Source organism: Leucobacter tenebrionis, assembly GCF_019884725.1.
Classification (GTDB): domain Bacteria; phylum Actinomycetota; class Actinomycetes; order Actinomycetales; family Microbacteriaceae; genus Leucobacter; species Leucobacter tenebrionis.
Window position 1 is genome coordinate 145,766 of record NZ_CP082322.1, and the last position, 16,794, is coordinate 162,559.

The 16,794-nt window shown below is 69.8% G+C and carries 16 protein-coding genes; 4 read left to right on the forward strand and 12 right to left on the reverse strand.

Annotated features, from left to right (window positions below):
- Window positions 1-13: 13 nt before the first annotated feature.
- From sufC to sufB, 4 genes are read right to left on the reverse strand one after another with little or no spacing between them, the layout of a single operon-like run.
- Window positions 14-772, reverse strand: a complete 759-nt coding sequence (gene sufC, locus KVY00_RS00680; RefSeq protein WP_223043858.1) for a Fe-S cluster assembly ATPase SufC — start codon at window positions 770-772, stop codon at window positions 14-16.
- Entirely contained in the window at window positions 769-1,101 is a 333-nt protein-coding gene (locus tag KVY00_RS00685; RefSeq protein WP_223043859.1) for a non-heme iron oxygenase ferredoxin subunit, read from the reverse strand. The genes sufC and KVY00_RS00685 overlap by 4 nt, the downstream gene beginning before the upstream one ends.
- On the reverse strand, window positions 1,101-2,306 hold the full coding sequence (gene sufD / locus KVY00_RS00690; protein ID WP_223043860.1) for a Fe-S cluster assembly protein SufD: 1,206 nt from the start codon (window positions 2,304-2,306) through the stop codon (window positions 1,101-1,103). Before sufD ends, KVY00_RS00685 begins: the two co-directional genes overlap by 1 nt.
- The gene (gene sufB / locus KVY00_RS00695) at window positions 2,306-3,724 is read right to left on the reverse strand and encodes a Fe-S cluster assembly protein SufB (RefSeq protein ID WP_223043861.1); all 1,419 of its coding nucleotides are present in this window, start codon (window positions 3,722-3,724) and stop codon (window positions 2,306-2,308) included. Before sufB ends, sufD begins: the two co-directional genes overlap by 1 nt.
- 254 nt (window positions 3,725-3,978) lie before the next feature.
- Here sufB and KVY00_RS00700 point away from each other — a divergent pair, with 254 nt between their 5' ends.
- Window positions 3,979-4,947: a COX15/CtaA family protein gene (locus tag KVY00_RS00700; protein ID WP_255572698.1), complete on the forward strand. Its 969-nt coding sequence runs from the start codon at window positions 3,979-3,981 to the stop codon at window positions 4,945-4,947.
- A gap of 90 nt (window positions 4,948-5,037) precedes the next feature.
- Here the strand turns inward: KVY00_RS00700 and KVY00_RS00705 are convergent, their stop codons facing one another.
- Window positions 5,038-6,189 (reverse strand): trans-sulfuration enzyme family protein, encoded by a 1,152-nt coding sequence (locus KVY00_RS00705; RefSeq protein ID WP_223043863.1) that lies wholly within the window; start codon window positions 6,187-6,189, stop codon window positions 5,038-5,040.
- Window positions 6,190-6,208: 19 nt separating this feature from the next.
- Complete coding sequence (locus KVY00_RS00710; protein WP_223043864.1) at window positions 6,209-7,150, reverse strand: heme o synthase; 942 nt, start codon at window positions 7,148-7,150, stop codon at window positions 6,209-6,211.
- 149 nt (window positions 7,151-7,299) lie between these two features.
- Here KVY00_RS00710 and tkt point away from each other — a divergent pair, with 149 nt between their 5' ends.
- From tkt to KVY00_RS00725, 3 genes are all read left to right on the forward strand, one after another.
- Window positions 7,300-9,378, forward strand: coding sequence for a transketolase (gene tkt / locus KVY00_RS00715; RefSeq protein WP_223043865.1), 2,079 nt, complete (start codon window positions 7,300-7,302; stop codon window positions 9,376-9,378).
- Complete coding sequence (gene tal, locus KVY00_RS00720; protein WP_223043866.1) at window positions 9,375-10,481, forward strand: transaldolase; 1,107 nt, start codon at window positions 9,375-9,377, stop codon at window positions 10,479-10,481. Before tkt ends, tal begins: the two co-directional genes overlap by 4 nt.
- Before the next feature lie 61 nt (window positions 10,482-10,542).
- Window positions 10,543-12,177: a glucose-6-phosphate isomerase gene (locus tag KVY00_RS00725; RefSeq protein ID WP_317133965.1), complete on the forward strand. Its 1,635-nt coding sequence runs from the start codon at window positions 10,543-10,545 to the stop codon at window positions 12,175-12,177.
- A 58-nt stretch (window positions 12,178-12,235) separates the two neighbouring features.
- Here KVY00_RS00725 and KVY00_RS00730 read toward each other — a convergent pair whose 3' ends face one another.
- The 6 genes from KVY00_RS00730 to whiA all read right to left on the reverse strand — a co-directional run bounded on the left by KVY00_RS00730 (window position 12,236) and on the right by whiA (window position 16,758).
- The gene (locus KVY00_RS00730; protein WP_223043867.1) at window positions 12,236-12,601 is read right to left on the reverse strand and encodes an RNA polymerase-binding protein RbpA; all 366 of its coding nucleotides are present in this window, start codon (window positions 12,599-12,601) and stop codon (window positions 12,236-12,238) included.
- A 42-nt stretch (window positions 12,602-12,643) separates the two neighbouring features.
- A complete protein-coding gene (secG, locus tag KVY00_RS00735; RefSeq protein ID WP_223043868.1) occupies window positions 12,644-12,892 on the reverse strand; it encodes a preprotein translocase subunit SecG in 249 nt (82 codons plus the stop codon).
- A gap of 150 nt (window positions 12,893-13,042) precedes the next feature.
- Complete coding sequence (gene tpiA, locus KVY00_RS00740) at window positions 13,043-13,840, reverse strand: triose-phosphate isomerase (RefSeq protein WP_223043869.1); 798 nt, start codon at window positions 13,838-13,840, stop codon at window positions 13,043-13,045.
- Window positions 13,837-15,039: a phosphoglycerate kinase gene (locus tag KVY00_RS00745; protein ID WP_223043870.1), complete on the reverse strand. Its 1,203-nt coding sequence runs from the start codon at window positions 15,037-15,039 to the stop codon at window positions 13,837-13,839. The genes tpiA and KVY00_RS00745 overlap by 4 nt, the downstream gene beginning before the upstream one ends.
- A 13-nt stretch (window positions 15,040-15,052) precedes the next feature.
- On the reverse strand, window positions 15,053-15,670 hold the full coding sequence (locus tag KVY00_RS00750) for a superoxide dismutase (protein ID WP_223043871.1): 618 nt from the start codon (window positions 15,668-15,670) through the stop codon (window positions 15,053-15,055).
- 107 nt (window positions 15,671-15,777) lie between these two features.
- Window positions 15,778-16,758, reverse strand: a complete 981-nt coding sequence (whiA, locus tag KVY00_RS00755; RefSeq protein ID WP_223043872.1) for a DNA-binding protein WhiA — start codon at window positions 16,756-16,758, stop codon at window positions 15,778-15,780.
- Window positions 16,759-16,794 lie beyond the last annotated feature (36 nt).

Sequence of the window (16,794 nt, forward strand, 5' to 3'; positions counted from 1 at the left end):
CCAGCCTACGCCCCTAGGCCGACGCGAGGAAGCGGTCGTAGCCCTCTTCCTCGAGACGGTCCGCGAGCTCGGGGCCGCCCTCTTCGGCCACGCGGCCGTTGACGAAGACGTGCACGAAGTCGGGCTTGATGTACCGCAGGATGCGGGTGTAGTGGGTGATGAGCAGCACGCCGAGGCCGGTGTTCTCCTTGGCGCGGTTGACGCCCTCGGAGACGATCTTGAGCGCGTCGACGTCGAGGCCCGAGTCGGTCTCATCGAGCACCGCGAACTTCGGCTTCAGCAGCTCGAGCTGCAGGATCTCGTTGCGCTTCTTCTCGCCGCCCGAGAAGCCCTCGTTGACGTTGCGGGCCGCGAAGGACTCGTCCATGCGCAGGTTCCGCATCGCCTCCTTGACCTCGCCCATCCAGGTGCGGATCGAGGGCGCCTCGCCGTCGATCGCGGTCTTGGCGGTGCGCAGGAAGTTGGCGTTGGTCACGCCGGGGATCTCGACGGGGTACTGCATCGCGAGGAAGAGGCCGGCCTGGGCGCGCTCGTCCACGCCCATCTCGAGCACCTCTTCGCCGTCGAGCAGGATCGACCCGCCGGTCACCTCGTAGCGGGGGTGGCCCGCGATGGCGTAGGCGAGGGTCGACTTGCCCGAACCGTTCGGGCCCATGATCGCGTGGGTCTCACCCTGCTTGATGGAGAGGTCGACCCCCTTGAGGATCTGCTTCTCGCCCTGCTCGGTCTCGACGCTGACATGCAGGTCCTTGATTTCAAGAACGGAGCTCATTGTTCAATCTCTTTCGTAACGTTGGGGTCGATGTACACGTCGCCGTCTTCGATCTCGACAACGTAGACGGGAACCGGCTCGTAGGCCGGGAGGTTCTGCGGGATGCCGGTGCACAGCGAGAACGCGGAGCCGTGGGCCCAGCACTCGAGCGTGTCGCCCTCGACGAATCCCTCGGACAGACTGATCTGCCCGTGGCTGCAGGTGTCGCCGATGGCGTGCACGACACCCTGGGAATCGAGCACCACGGCGATCGGCACATCTTCGACGACGACGCGCGTCGCCTGATCCTGCACCAGATCGCCGAGTGCGAGCACCTTGTGGCGCGACATCAGCGGACGGAGTCCGCGAGTTCGGCCTCGACTGCCGCCTGGAGCCGCTGCTCGGTCGCCTCGTCGCCGATCTGCGCGATGACCTCGAGCAGGAATCCGCGCACCACGAGCTTGCGGGCCTCCTCCTCGGAGATGCCGCGGCTCTGCAGGTAGAAGATGTGCTCGTCGTCGAAGCGACCGGTCGCCGAGGCGTGGCCCGCGCCCTCGATGTCGCCGGTCTCGATCTCGAGGTTCGGGATCGAGTCGGCGCGGGTGCCCTCGGTGAGCACCAGGTTGCGGTTCTGCTCGTAGCTGTCGGTGCCGTTCGCGTTCTGCCGGATGAGCACGTCGCCGATCCAGACCGTGTGCGCGCCCTCGCCCTGCAGCGCGCCCTTGTAGGTGACGCGGCTGCGGGTGTGGGGAGCGTTGTGGTCGAGGTAGACCTGATGCTCGAGGTGCTGGCCGGCGTCGGCGAAGTACGCCCCGAGGGCCTCGCCGTTCGCGCCCTCCGTGTCGAGGTGGATCGACGGGTTCAGGCGCACGACCTGCCCGCCGAGCGAGACGACGATGTGGGTGAGCGAGGCGTCGCGGCCCACGGTGGCGTAGTGGCTCGCGAGGTGGATCGCGTCGTCGGCCCACTGCTGCACCGAGACGACGGTGAGCTTCGCGCCGTCGCCGACGACGATCTCGACGTTCTCGGAGAGCTGCGCCGACCCGGTGTTCTCGAGGATCACGAGCCCCTGGCTGTGCGGTGCGGCCTCGATGACCGTGTGCCCCGCGCGCGCGTCGCTGCCGAGCGCGTCCCGGGTGATCACCGCGGTGGTCTTCTCCTCGCTCGCGAGCGTGACGAGGTGCGCCTCGCCGAACGCGCTCCACGCCGCCGCTGCGCCGCGCTCCTCGGGGATGCCCGCGCGCCCGATGCGGGCGTCGTCGCGGGAGATCCACTCGGAGGTCACGCCGGGGGCCTCGGATCCCGCACCCTCGGCGCCGTGCACCTCGACGGGGATGCGCGAGCCGTCGAGCTCGCCGTTCAGCAGCGTGTCGAGCTTTGCGACGGGGCTGAACTTCCAGACTGCCTCGCGGCCGGTCACCCGGGCGAAGTCAGCGACGTCGGTCGACTTGGGCCGCTCGGAGCGCGTCTGCACCGGTACGCGGTTCTCCCAGTCGCCGTCCGAGTGCGCGGCGAGGCCGTGCTGGGCGGTCTTCTCTGCTACAGCTTCGGTCATTATCCGACGGATCCTTCCATGCCCATCTCGATGAGCTTGTTCAGTTCGAGGGCGTACTCCATGGGCAGCTCGCGCGCGATCGGCTCGATGAAGCCGCGCACGATCATCGCCATGGCCTCCTCCTCGGCGAGACCGCGGCTCATCAGGTAGAACAGCTGATCCTCGCTGACGCGGGAAACCGTGGCCTCGTGGCCCAGCTCCGCGTCATCGGTGCGGATGTCGATGGCCGGGTAGGTGTCGCTGCGCGAGATCGTGTCGACGAGCAGCGCGTCGCAGACGACGGAGTTGGCGGCGTGGTGGGCGTTCGCCTCCACGCGCACCTCGCCGCGGTAGCCGGTGCGGCCGCCGCCGCGCGCGATCGACTTCGACAGGATCGACGACTTGGTGTGGGGTGCGAGGTGGATCATCTTCGCGCCCGCGTCCTGGTGCTGGCCGGGGCCCGCGAACGCGACCGACAGGGTCTCGCCCTTCGCGTGCTCGCCGGTGAGGAAGATCGACGGGTACTTCATCGTGACCTTTGAGCCGATGTTGCCGTCGACCCACTCCATGGTGGCGCCCTCTTCGGCCACGGCGCGCTTGGTCACGAGGTTGTACACGTTGGTCGACCAGTTCTGGATCGTCGTGTAGCGCACGCGCGCGTTCTTCTTCACGATGATCTCGACGACCGCCGAGTGCAGCGAATCGCTCTTGTAGATCGGGGCGGTGCAGCCCTCGATGTAGTGCACGTAGCTGTCTTCGTCCGCGATGATCAGGGTGCGCTCGAACTGCCCCATGTTCTCGGTGTTGATGCGGAAGTACGCCTGGAGCGGGATCTCGACGTGCACGCCCTTCGGCACGTACACGAACGATCCGCCCGACCAGACGGCCGTGTTGAGCGCGGCGAACTTGTTGTCGCCCGACGGGATGACCGTGCCGAAGTACTGCTCGAAGATCTCGGGGTGCTCGCGCAGCGCGGTGTCGGTGTCGAGGAACAGCACGCCCTGCGCCTCCAGATCCTCGCGGATCTGGTGGTAGACGACCTCGGATTCGTACTGCGCGGCGACGCCGGCGACCAGGCGCTGGCGCTCGGCCTCGGGGATCCCGAGCTTCTCGTAGGTCTCCTTGATCTCCTCCGGCAGCTCCTCCCACGTGGTGGCCTGCTTCTCGGTGGAGCGCACGAAGTACTTGATGTTGTCGAAGTCGATCTCGGAGAGATCGGCGCCCCAGGTGGGCATCGGCTTGCGGCCGAAGATCTGCAGCGCCTTCAGGCGTCGCTGCAGCATCCATTCGGGCTCGTTCTTCAGCGCCGAGATTTCACGCACGACCTGCTCGTTGAGGCCGCGCTTCGCCGTAGCGCCCGCCTCATCGCTGTCGTGCCAGCCGAACTCGTACTGGCCCAAGCCTTCGAGCTCGGGTCGGTCGATCAATACCTCTGGCATGATCACTCCCTCAATTCTTCGTCTCGCCGAGCTCAGACGCGCGGGCGCACGATTTGACATCGAGCGCACAGGTCTGGCTCTGCAGCGGTGCAGTAGTCTGGGCTTCGGACGGAGCCGGTCCGGTGCTGAGCACCCGATGCCGGCTCGCCGTACGCAACCACAGCTTCCCATTCTACAGGTTCCCGCCTGAAACGGGAGGGGCGCGCCCCTGGGCACGACCTGTGCATGACGAGAAGCTCATGAGAGGAGACGCGTTGTCCGACGCGAGCAGTTCGACCGCCACTTCAGCGCCTCGCACCGGGGGCACGGACTTCGGCTTCGTCGGAGGAGCCGCCCGCCCGTCGGGGCTCCTGCGCTTCTCCGCCTGGGCCTCGTTCGTGCTCAACGTCATCATCATCGGCACGGGCGGCGCGGTGCGACTCACGGGGTCCGGCCTCGGCTGCAGCGAGTGGCCGCTCTGCACCCCCGAATCGCTCACCCCGACGCCCGAGATGGGCATCCACGGCCTCATCGAGTTCGGCAACCGCACGATCAGCGGCCCGATCCTGCTCTTCGCCGTGCTCGTGGTCGTGCTGAGCTGGCGGCTGCACCTCAAGCTGCAGCGCGTGCTGCGACGCGACCTGGCCGTGCTGTCGACGCTGGTGCTCGGCCTCGTGCTCCTGCAGGCCGTGGTGGGCGGGGTCATCGTGTGGCTGCACCTCAACGCCAACCTGGTCGGATTCCACTACGTGGTATCGCTGCTGCTGGTGTGCCTCACCGCCGCCTATCTCGTGCGGATGTACGAGGCCCCCGCGCCTCGTGAGCTCGCGGTGCCCAGGCCGTTCGCGATCCTGACCCACATCACCACCCTGGCGATGGCGATGACCATCTTCGTGGGGGTGCTCACCACGGGTGCGGGCCCCCACTCCGGCGACGAAAACGTGGTGCGCGACGGCTTCGACGCGACGCTGCTCGCGCACATCCACGCGTGGCCGGGGTACATCGCCCTGGCGCTCACCCTGGCCGTGACCGTGTGGGCCGTCGCCGCGAAGCTGCGCCCGGCGAGGTGGACCCTGGCGCTGCTGCTCGCGCTGCTCGTGCAGATCGGGGTGGGCGTCTACCAGGCGCGCAGCGGTCTGCCCCCGCTTGCGGTCGGCGTGCACATGGTGCTCGCCTCGCTCACCGCGGCGGCGATGACGGTCACCGTGCTGCGCCTGAAGCGTCCCGCCGTAGCCGCGGAGTAACGCGCGAGAGGTCGAAAAGGGTTCGGCTCGTCGGTGACGGGAACCCTTTTCGATACCTTCGTCGGCAGGCGCTTGGGATCCCAGGAGCGCTCAGGCGTCAGCCGTGCCTACCGCTCCCAGCGCCCGCTCCAGATCCGCCCAGAGATCCTCGACGTGCTCGATGCCGATGCTGAGACGCACGAGCGCCTCGGGCACATCCACGGGCTCCACGGGGTGCCGCCGCCGCCGTTCGACGAGCGACTCCACGCCGCCGAGACTGGTGGCCGGCGTGAACAGCTCGACCGCGTCGACGAAGCGATCCGCCGCCTCCGCTCCCCCGCTCAGCTCGATCGAGACCACGGCGCCGAAGCCCGTGAGCTGCGCGCGGGCGCGGCCGTGGTTCGGATCGCTCGGCAGACCCGGGTACCGCACGCGACTCACCGCGGGGTGCTCGAGCAGCCGCCCGGCGAGCTCTCCGGCGCTGGACTCGGCGCGCTCGAGACGGAGGGCCATGGTGCGCAGCCCGCGCAGGGCGAGCCAGGCCTCGAACGGGCCGGGGATGCCGCCGTGCAGCGTACGGTGCCGGGCGAGCCGCGCTCGCAGTTCGGCGTTGCGGGCGACGACGAGGCCGAGAAGCACATCCGAATGCCCGGCGATGAACTTCGTCGCCGAGTGCACGACCACGTCGGCCCCGACGGAGAGGGGCCGCTGCCTGAGGGGCGTGGAGAAGGTGTTGTCGACGACGGCGGTGACCCCGCGGCGACGCGCCTCCGACACGAGCCGGGGCAGGTCCACGACGTCGAGCATGGGGTTGGTCGGGGATTCCAGCCAGAGCAGATCGGCCCCGTCGAGCGCCTCGATCACGGCGTCGATGTCGAGCGGATCGATCTCGCGCAGGACGAGCGCCCCGGTCGCGGCGAGCTCTCGCGCGAGACCGATCGTGCCGTTGTACGAGGCGCTCGGCACGACCGCGACGCCCCCGATCGGTGCGAGCGAGAGCGCCGCCGAGACCGCGGCCATGCCGGAGGCGAAGGCGAGCCCGGCGACTCCGCCGCCCTCGAGCGATGCGATCGCCTCCTCGAGCGGCTCCCACGTCGGGTTGGAGTAGCGGGCGTAGACGCGATCCCCCGGACCGGGCTCGCCCGCGCTGCGGAACGTGGAGCTGAGCGAGATGGGCGGGTTGAGCGGGCCGTCGGGTGCGGGATCGGGCCGTCCGAGTGCGACGACCGAGGTCTCCGGGCGAAGGGACGGTTCGAAGCTCATGCCAGTCAGGCTACACCGCTCAGAACGGCAGCAGCGGGTCGATCGCGATCGCGAGCGAGAGCACCGAGAGGTAGGTGATGGAGCCGTGGAAGACCTGCATGGGCTTGCCCTCCTGGCCGCGGATCGCGCTGCCGTAGAGGCGGTGGGCCTGCAGGATGAAGTAGCCGCCCGCGAGCAGGGCGACGGCCGTGTAGATCCAGCCGATGCCCGGTGCGGGGATGAGCAGCAGGCTCGACGCGACGGTGGCCCAGGTGTAGAGGATGACCTGCAGCCCGACGGTCGCGCGCCCGCGCACGACCCCCAGCATCGGCACGCCGGCAGCGGCGTAGTCCTCGCGGTACCGCATCGACAGCGGCCAGTAGTGGGCCGGCGTCCAGAGGAAGATGATCGCGAAGAACACCCAGGCGGGCCAGTCGAGCGATCCGGTCACCGCCGCCCAGCCGATCAGCACCGGGAAGCAGCCGGCGATCCCGCCCCAGATGATGTTCTGCTCGCTGCGACCCTTGAGCCACATCGTGTAGACGACCACGTAGGTGAAGATCGCCGCGGCGCCGAGCGCGGCGGCGAGCCAGTTGGTCGTGGCGGCGAGCCACGCGATCGACAGCACCCCGAGCACCCACGCGAACACGAGCGCGTTGCGGTCGGAGATCTCGCCGGTCACCAGCGGGCGGTTCTTGGTGCGCTGCATCAGGCGGTCGGCCTCGCGGTCGATGTAGCAGTTGAACGCGCCGGCCGATCCCGCGCTCATCGCACCGCCGATGAGGGTCGCGAGCACCAGCCAGAGGTCGGGCAGACCGCCCTGCGCGAGGATCATCGCGGGCACCGTGACCACGAGCAGCAGCTCCATGACACGGGGCTTGGTGAGCGCGACGTAGTTCTTGATGACCCGGCCGAGGGGACGGCGGGATCGGGGCCGTTCGGCTCGCGGGGTCTGCGTCTGGGCTGAGATCTCGGTGGACATCACCCTCTATCGTACCCCGGGTCGACCGCCGGAGGTCGACACGCGCGAACCCGTCCACATATTTCTACCGATAAACCCGGCCCCTGCTGCCGTAGGATTGTCGGTGTGTGCGCGAACGCGCTCGGATTCTTCCCGTCGAAAGGTGACTCTTGGGAAACGAACTGCAGTGGGACGAGCTCGATGATCGCGCGGTCGACACCGCGCGGGTGCTGGCCGCTGACGCGGTGGAGAAGGTGGGCAACGGCCACCCGGGCACCGCGATCAGCCTGGCTCCCCTCGCATATCTGCTGCATCAGCGGGTGATGCGGCACGATCCGACCGATGCGGACTGGCTCGGTCGCGACCGGTTCATCCTGTCCGTCGGCCACTCGTCGCTCACCCAGTACGTGCAGCTCTACCTCGGCGGCTACGGGCTCGAGCTCGACGACCTGAAGGCGCTGCGCACCTGGGGCTCGAAGACCCCCGGTCACCCCGAGTACGGCCACACCGCGGGCGTCGAGATCACGACCGGCCCGCTGGGCCAGGGCCTCGCCTCCGCCGTCGGCTTCGCCTACGCCGCGCGCTACGAGCGCGGCCTCTTCGACCCCGAGGCCGCCCCGGGGACGAGTCCCTTCGATCACTTCGTGTACGTCGTGGCGGGCGACGGCGACCTGCAGGAGGGCGTGACGGCCGAGGCCTCGAGCCTCGCGGGTCACCAGGAGCTCGGCAACCTCATCGCGTTCTACGACTCCAACCAGATCTCGATCGAGGACGACACGGACATCTCCTTCTCCGAGGACGTCGCGAAGCGCTACGAGGCGTACGGCTGGCAGGTCATCGAGGTCGACTGGAAGAAGACCGGCGAGTACGTCGAGGATCTGGTCGAGCTGAACGACGCCATCGAGGCGGCGAAGGCCGAGACGGGCAAGCCCAGCCTCATCATCCTGAAGACCATCATCGGCTGGCCCTCCCCCGGCAAGCAGAACACGGGCGGCATCCACGGCTCCAAGCTGGGCGCCGAGGAGCTGGCGGGCCTCAAGCGGGCGCTCGGCTTCGATCCCGAGCAGCACTTCGCGGTCGCCCCCGAGGTGCTCGCGCACGCCCGCAAGGCGGTCGACCGGGGTGCCGAGAAGCGCGCCGAGTGGCAGCGCTCGTTCGACGCCTGGGCGGCGGCGAACCCCGAGCGCAAGGCGCTGCTCGATCGCCTCGAGGCGGGGGCCCTGCCCGAGGGCGCGGCCGAGGCGCTGCCGGTCTTCGAGCCGGGCGAGAGCATCGCCACGCGCTCGGCGAGCGGCAAGGTGCTCGCGGCGCTCGGCCCGATCATGCCCGAGCTGTGGGGCGGCTCGGCCGACCTCGCCGGCTCGAACAACACCACGATCCCGGGCGTCCCCTCCTTCGTCCCGAGCCGTCGCTCGACCTCGGCCTGGCAGGGCGACCCCTACGGGCGGGTGCTGCACTTCGGCATCCGCGAGCACGCGATGGCGGCGATCCTCAACGGCATCCAGCTGCACGGGAAGACCCGCAGCTACGGCGGCACCTTCCTGCAGTTCGCCGACTACATGCGCCCGGCGGTGCGTCTCGCCGCGCTCATGAACGTGCCCAGCATCTTCGTGTGGACGCACGACTCCATCGCGCTCGGCGAGGACGGCCCGACCCACCAGCCCATCGAGCACCTGGCTTCGCTGCGCGCGATCCCGAACCTCGCGATGGTGCGCCCCGCCGACGCGAACGAGACCGCGTTCGCCTGGCACGAGGTGCTGAGCCGCCACGCCGGCCCCACGGGCATCGCACTCACGCGGCAGAACGTGCCGGTGCTCGAGGGCACCTCCTCCGAGGGTGTGGGACGGGGCGCCTACGTGCTCGCCGACTCCCCCACCGGATCGGTGGACGTGCTGCTCATCGCGACCGGATCCGAGGTCCAGCTCGCGGTGGAGGCCCGGGATCGCCTCGCCGCCGACGGCATCGGCGCCCGCGTCGTGAGCGCGCCCTGCCTCGAGTGGTTCGCCGAGCAGAGCGACGAGTACCGCGAGAGCGTGCTGCCCGCCTCCGTGCTCGCGCGCGTCAGCGTCGAGGCCGGCCTGGCACTCGGCTGGGAGCGCTACGTCGGCGACCGCGGCCGATCGGTCTCGATCGAGCACTTCGGCGCTTCCGCCGACTACGAGACCCTGTTCAGAGAGTTCGGGATCACCGCCGACGCGGTGGTCGACGCCGCCCGGGAGAGCCTGGCGGCAGTGGAGGCAGCACGATGAGCGCATCGACCAGTTCCCTCAGCCGCGCGGGCGTCAGCATCTGGCTCGACGACCTCTCGCGTTCGCGTCTCGAGAGCGGAGAGCTGAGCGCCCTCATCTCCAGTCACGACGTGGTCGGCGTCACCACCAACCCGACGATCTTCGCGGGTGCGATCGGCAGCGGCGTCGGCTACGGCGAGCGGATCGCGGAGTGCGCCGAGCGCGGCCTCGACGTCGCCGAGACCATCGTGGAGCTCACGACGGCCGACGTCGCCGACGCCTGCGACGTCTTCGGCGAGGTCTACGCCGCGTCGCACGGCCGCGACGGCCGCGTATCGATCGAGGTGGAGCCGGGTCTCGCCCGCGACACCGCGGGCACGGTCGCGCAGGCTCGCGAGCTGTGGGCCAAGGTCGACCGCCCCAACGCGATGATCAAGATCCCCGCGACCGTCGAGGGCCTCGAGGCCATCACCGAGACCATCGCAGCCAGCATCAGCGTCAACGTCACGCTGATCTTCAGCCTCGAGCGCTACCGCCAGGTGATCAACGCCTACCTGACGGGCCTCGAGCGGGCCCGCGAGGCAGGGCACGACCTGTCGGGCATCCACTCGGTCGCCTCGTTCTTCGTGTCGCGGGTCGACAGCGAGATCGACGCGCGCCTCTCGGCGGTCGGCACTCCCGAGGCGCTCGCGCTCAAGGGCCAGGCCGGTGTCGCGAACGCGCGCCTCGCCTACGAGGTCTTCGAGCAGTCCTTCTCGTCGGAGCGGGCTCGCCTGCTGCTCGAGCTCGGGGCCAACGCGCAGCGCCCGCTGTGGGCGTCCACCGGTGTCAAGGATCCGTCGTTGCGCGACACCCTGTACGTCGAGGAGCTGATCGCGCCCGAGACCGTCAACACCATGCCCGAGGCGACGCTGAACGCGTTCGCCGACCACGGCGAGGTGCGCGGCGAGACGATCACGTCGGAGTACCTCGAGTCGAATCAGCTGCTCAACGCGCTCGACGCGCAGGGCGTCGACTACGTCGATGTCACCGAGAAGCTCGAGCTCGAGGGGCTGCAGAAGTTCGACGCCTCGTGGGCCGAGCTCTGCGACACCGTGGAACGCGCGCTCGCCGAGCGGGCCTAGAGGCAGCGGGCGGGCCTGGAGCAGCGAGCGGTCGATCGAGGCAGTAGCGAAGAGGGGAGCCATGATGGGTGGGATCGGGATCGCCTTCGGCGATGACATCGAGCACGCGAACGGCGGACGCGCGGACGAGCTCCTCGAGAGCCTGGTGCGGGACCGCGTGGCGAGCCGGATCTTCGCGCACGATGCCGGCCTGTGGGGCTCCGCAGCCGAAGCCGAGGCCGCGATCAGGCTGGGCTGGACGGACTTCGCCGCAGCCGCCGACGAGCTGCTCCCCCGGGTCGAGGCCCTGCGGGCGGAGCTCTCGGCCGCGGGCGTGGATCGCATCGTGCTGTGCGGGATGGGAGGATCGAGCCTCGCCCCCGCCGTCATCGCCCGCTGGGCGGACGCCGGCCTCACCATGATCGACTCGACCCACCCGGCCGCCGTCGCGCGAGTGCTCGGCGGCGACCTCGCGCGCACCGCGGTCGTGGTCAGCTCCAAGTCCGGCAGCACGATTGAGACCCGCAGCCACCTCGCCGCCTTCGAGCAGGCCTTCCGGGAGGCCGGCATCGACCCCGCCTCGCGCGTGGTGATCGTCACGGACCCGGGTTCCCCGCTCGACGACGAGTCCCGCGCCGCGGGGCGTCACGTCTTCAACGCCGACCCGAACGTCGGCGGCCGGTTCTCGGCGCTCACCGCTTTCGGCCTCGTGCCCTCCGGGCTCGCGGGCGTCGACGTCCGGCGGCTGGTCGACGAGGCGCAGGCCGTGCGCGAGGCGCTCGCGGTCGACGGGGCGCAGAATCCGGCGCTGCGGCTCGCCGCCGCGATCGCCGCCGGGCTGCCCGAACGATGCATTCTCGCGGTGCGGGAGGCCGAGAGCGCTCGGTGGGGCCTCGGCTCATGGATCGAGCAGCTCATCGCCGAGTCCACGGGCAAGGACGGGCACGGGGTGCTGCCGATCGCGCTGCCCGCATCCGCCCCCGAGTTCCGAGACCCGCCGCCCAACACGGTGGTGGCAACGGTGGCCGGCACCGAGGACGCCGCGGCGGAACCCTGCGACACGGGCATCCTGGTCGCCGCTCCCCTCGGCGCCCAGATGCTGCTCTGGGAGGTCGCGACCGCGGCGCTCGGACGACTCATGGGCATCGATCCCTTCAATCAGCCCGATGTCGAGGCCGCCAAGGTGGCCGCCCGCGCGGCTCTCGCCGAGGCCGGCAGGGCTGCGGGCCTCGATGGGGCGGACGGGTCCGGAACGGCCGGAGCCGAGGGCGTGGGGGCTCAGCAGGCACTTCTTGCCACCCCGTCGTCGGCCGGGGAGATCCTGAAGCGCCTGCGCGAGGCGGTTCCCTCCGAGGGATATCTCTCGATCCAGGCCTACGTCGATCCGCAGGGGGCACTCGCCGCCCCGCTGGGCGAGCTGAGGGACCGCCTGTCGGCGCACCTGCGGGTGCCGGTGTCGCTCGGCTTCGGGCCGAGCTACCTGCACTCCGTCGGCCAGCTGCACAAGGGCGGCCCCGCCCTCGGCGCCTTCCTGCAGATCACCGACGAGGGCGCGCCCGATGTGCCGATCCCCGACTCCCAGAGTTTCGGAGTGCTCATCGCAGCTCAGGCGCGCGGCGACCGGGAGGTGCTGACCGAGCGCGGTCGCCCGGTGATCGCGGTCACGCTCCCATACGGTGATACCGCGGTGATCGACGCGCTGCTCGCCGAGGTCTGAGCGGCATACGAATGCGGCCCCGGGATCTTCCGATCCCGGGGCCGCATCTCGTGCAGTGCTACGCCGACTGCTTCGCCGTGCCGCGACGAGTGCGCAGCTTCTGCAGCGCGGCCTCGAGCAACTCCTCGGCCTCCTCGGGCGTGCGGCGCTCCTTCACGTACGCGAGGTGCGTCTTGTAGGGCTCGTTCTTGGGGAGCAGCGGCGGGTTCTCGCGGTCGCGTCCGGCGGGGAGGCCGGTGGTCGGCGAGTCGATCTGATCGGGAATGTCCTCTGCGGCGACGTCGGCCGCGAAGTATCGGACCGTCTCGTTGCCGAGAGCATCCCAGTACGAGATCTGAATGCGTTCGGCGCGCGCACCGTGGTCCTTCTCCCCCATGGGGCCGGATCCGACGCGGGCGCCGCGAATGGCGTTACTGCCAGGCACTGAATACCTTTCTACTACGAAACTGCGGCGATCGAGGCGGGGTCAGACCACCGAGAACCGGGCGATGAGCCCGAGCCCGATGATCGAGGCGACCCACACCAGCGACACCACGACGGTGATGCGATTGAGGTTGCGCTCCGCCACTCCCGACGAGCCGAGGCTCGACGTCACACCGCCGCCGAACATGTCGGAGAGGCCGCCGCCGCGGCCCTTGTGCAGCAGGATGAACAGGGTGAGCAGCAGGCTCGTGATCACGAGGAGGACGATCAGGGCGATCTTGAGGATGAGCACGCGGTCCACCTTTCAGGGGTTGAGGGCGCGGTAAGCCAACGTTCAGTATACCTCCGCGAGTCGAACGCCGCGCACAGGATCTCGCAGGCGGAGGGTCCCGCGACTCGCTCTGCTCGCGCGGAGCGACGATGCGAGAGCGCGGCGTCTCGATCAGGCGGCGGTGACGTGCTTCTTGAACTGGATGATGCGGGTGAACTCGTCGGCCTTCAGGCTCGCACCGCCGACGAGCGCTCCGTCGACATCGGGCTGGCGCAGGAAACCCGCCACGTTCTGGCTGGAGACCGAGCCGCCGTAGAGCACGCGAGTCGCATCGGCCTGCTCGTCGCCGCGCAGCTCGCGCAGCGAGTCCCGGATCGCCTTCGCGACCTCCTGCGCCTGTTCCGGCGTCGCGGCCTGACCGCTGCCGATCGCCCAGACGGGCTCGTACGCGATGACGAACTCGGCATCCTTCGGGAGCGGCGCGAGCGCCGCCGCCAGCTGCGCGAGCGGAATCGCGGCAGCGCCGTGCTCCTCGAGATCCTCGGCGGTCTCGCCGACGCAGATCATCGGCACCATGCCGGCGCGATGCGCCGCGAGCGCCTTCTGCCCCACGAGCTCGTCGCTCTCGCCGTGCCCGTGCCGGCGCTCGGAGTGGCCGACGAGCACGTAGCGCACCTCGAGCTTTCGGAGCATCTGGGCCGAGACGTCACCGGTGTAGGCGCCGCTCTCGTGAGGAGACACGTCCTGCGCGCCGAGCACGAGGGAGAGCTTGTCGGCGGCGAGCAGCGTCTGCACGGACCGCAGATCGGTGAAGGGCGGGAAGACCGCCACCTCGGTGTCGCTATAGTCGTGCTTGACGTCCTTCAGACCCCACGCGAGCTTCTGTACCAGGGCGATGGCCTGCAGATGATCCAGGTTCATCTTCCAGTTGCCGGCGATGAGCGGCGTGCGCTGTGCGTTCTGGGTCATGCGAGAACCTCCAGTCCCGGGAGCTGCTTGCCCTCGAGGAACTCGAGGCTCGCCCCACCGCCCGTCGAGATGTGGCCGAATTGGTCGTCGGAGAAGCCGAGTGCGCGCACCGCCGCAGCGGAGTCGCCGCCGCCGACCACGGTGAAGCCGTCGGTCTCGGTGAGCGCCCGAGCCACCGCGCGCGTGCCCGCGGCGAACGCCTCCATCTCGAAGACCCCCATGGGGCCGTTCCAGAAGACGGTGGCCGAATCCGCGATCACGGCGGCGAAGGCCTCGGCCGACTCCGGCCCGATGTCGAGCCCGATGCCCGCTTCGCCGAAGCTCGACGACTCGATCGCGTCGGCGGGCACCACCTCGTGGGCCGCGTCGGCGGCGAAGGCCTCGGCCACAACCACATCGGTCGGCAGCACGATGCGCACGCCGCGCCTCTCGGCCTCGGCGAGATACCCGCGCACCGTCTCGAGCTGGTCCTGCTCGAGCAGGCTCGAGGCGACGCCGTGGCCCTGCGCCGCGAGGAAGGTGAAGAGCATGCCGCCGCCGATGAGCAGGGTGTCCACGCGCTCGATGAGATGGGAGATGACGCCGAGCTTGTCGGAGACCTTCGAACCCCCGAGCACCACCGTGTAGGGGCGTGCGGGATCGACGGTGAGGCGCTGCAGCACCTCGAGCTCGGCCGCTACGAGGCGGCCGGCGGCGCTGGGCAGCAGTTCGGCGAGATCGGTGACGCTGGCCTGGCGCCGGTGGACCACGCCGAAACCGTCGGAGACGAACGCGTCGCCCAGCTCGGCGAGCTGCTGCGCGAAGGCCCGGCGATCCGCGTCGTCCTTGCTCGTCTCACCCGCGTTGAAGCGCAGATTCTCGAGCATGACGACGTCCCCGTCGCCGAGCGCGGCGACGGCCGCCGAGGCCTCGGCCCCGACGGTCTCGCCGACGAACCGGACCGGCGCGCCCAGCAGCTCCGACATGCGCACCGCCACCGGCTCCAGCGAGAACCGGGCCTCGGGCTCCCCCTTGGGGCGGCCCAGGTGGCTGATGAGAACGACTCTGGCCCCCGCCTCGCGAAGCTCGCGGATCGTGGTGAGCGAGGCGCGGATGCGGCCGTCATCGGTGATGACGCCGTCTGACAGCGGCACGTTCAGATCGCAGCGGACGATAACGGTGCGGGAGCGCAGGTCTCCCAGAGTGTCGATGGTGCGCATGTCGGGGCGGGCCTCAGATCAGGCCGGGGGTCTGCGCGCGGGCAGCTTCGAAGCGCTTCGCGACATCCTGCCAATTGGCGATGTTCCAGAACGCCTTCACGTAGTCGGCCTTCACGTTGAGGTAATCGAGGTAGAAGGCGTGCTCCCACATGTCGAGCATCAGCAGGGGCGTGAGGCCGAGCGGTGCGTTCGCCTGCTGATCGAACAGCTGGAAGATCGCGAGGCGCTGACCCAGCGCATCCCAGGCGAGCACGGACCAACCCGAGCCCTGGATGCCCGTCGCGACCGCCGTGAAGTGGGCCTGGAAGGCCGCGAACGAGCCGAACTGATCCTTGATCGCCGCGGCGAGCTCGCCCTCGGGCTCCCCGCCGCCCTCGGGCGACAGGTTGTTCCAGAAGATGGTGTGGTTGACGTGGCCGCCGAGGTTGAACGCGAGGTCCTTCTCGAGCTTGTTCACCGCCGCCAGGTTGCCGGACTCGCGGGCTTCGCCGAGCTGCTCGAGCGCCGTGTTCGCACCGGTCACATAGGCCTGGTGGTGCTTGTCGTGGTGCAACTGCATGATCTTGCCGCTGATGTGCGGCTCGAGAGCTGCGTAATCGTAGGGAAGCTCGGGGAGTGAATAGGTAGCCATAAAGTGCTCCGATCTCTGCGTTCGACGATGGACGATTCAAGTCTATGGCTCCGCGGCTCCGAAATGTTGGAGAAATGGACCGTTTGCCGCGGGACCCGCGTGCGCGGCTACATCGAGTCGAGCTCCTCGGGCAGGCTGGCCTCGGTGCCCGGGATCCCACGGGCCTCGGCCTCCTTGTCGGCCATGGCGAGGAGGCGGCGGATGCGGCCCGCGATCGCGTCCTTGGTGAGGGGCGGATCGGCGCGCGTGCCCAGGTCGTCGAGGCTCGCCTCGCGGTGACGCAGGCGGAGCTCCCCCGCGTACCGCAGGTGGTCGGGTACCTCGTCTCCGAGGATCTCGAGCGCGCGCTCCACGCGGGCGCACGCGGCGACGGAGGCCTGCGCAGAGCGGCGCAGGTTCGCGTCGTCGAAGTTCACGAGGCGGTTCGCCGTCGCGCGCGTCTCCCGGGCGCGGCGGAGCTCATCCCACGCGGAACGGGCCTGCTGCGCGCCCATCGCGCCGAGCATCTCGCCGATCGTCTCGCTGTCGCGGATCATGACCTTGTTCTGGCCGCGGATCTCGCGGCTCTTGGCCTCGATCCCGATCCTGCTCGCCGCACCCACCAGCGCCATCGTGACCTCGCTCGTGGGGCAGATGATCTCGAGCGCGGCGGAGCGGCCCGGAGCCGTGATGCCGCCCCTCGCGAGGAAGGCGCCGCGCCAGATGGCCGCGAGCTCGGGCTGCGCGCCCGTGGTGAGACGATTCGGCAGGCCGCGGATCTGACGGCGGCGCTGATCCAGCAGCCCCAGCTGGCGCGCCAGCGTCTCGCCGTCGATCACCCGCACGAGGAACTGCGGGGCGCCCGGGCGCGTGCTCGACGGAGGCAGCTGCTTCGCCTCGGAGCGCACGCCGTACAGCTCCGCCAGATCCTTGCGCACCCGCTGCACGATCTGCGGCGTGTGGAGCTCGGCCTCGAGCGCGATGCGGCCCGAGATCGTGTGGAGCCCGCCCGCGAGACGCAGAATCGTGGCGACCTCGGCGACGCGCTCGCCGGTGCGCTGCACCGGGAACCGTACGAGTTCGCTCTTCACCTCGGGAGTAGACAGCACGAATCGGATCCTTTCGGAGAATGAGGTTGGAGAGGT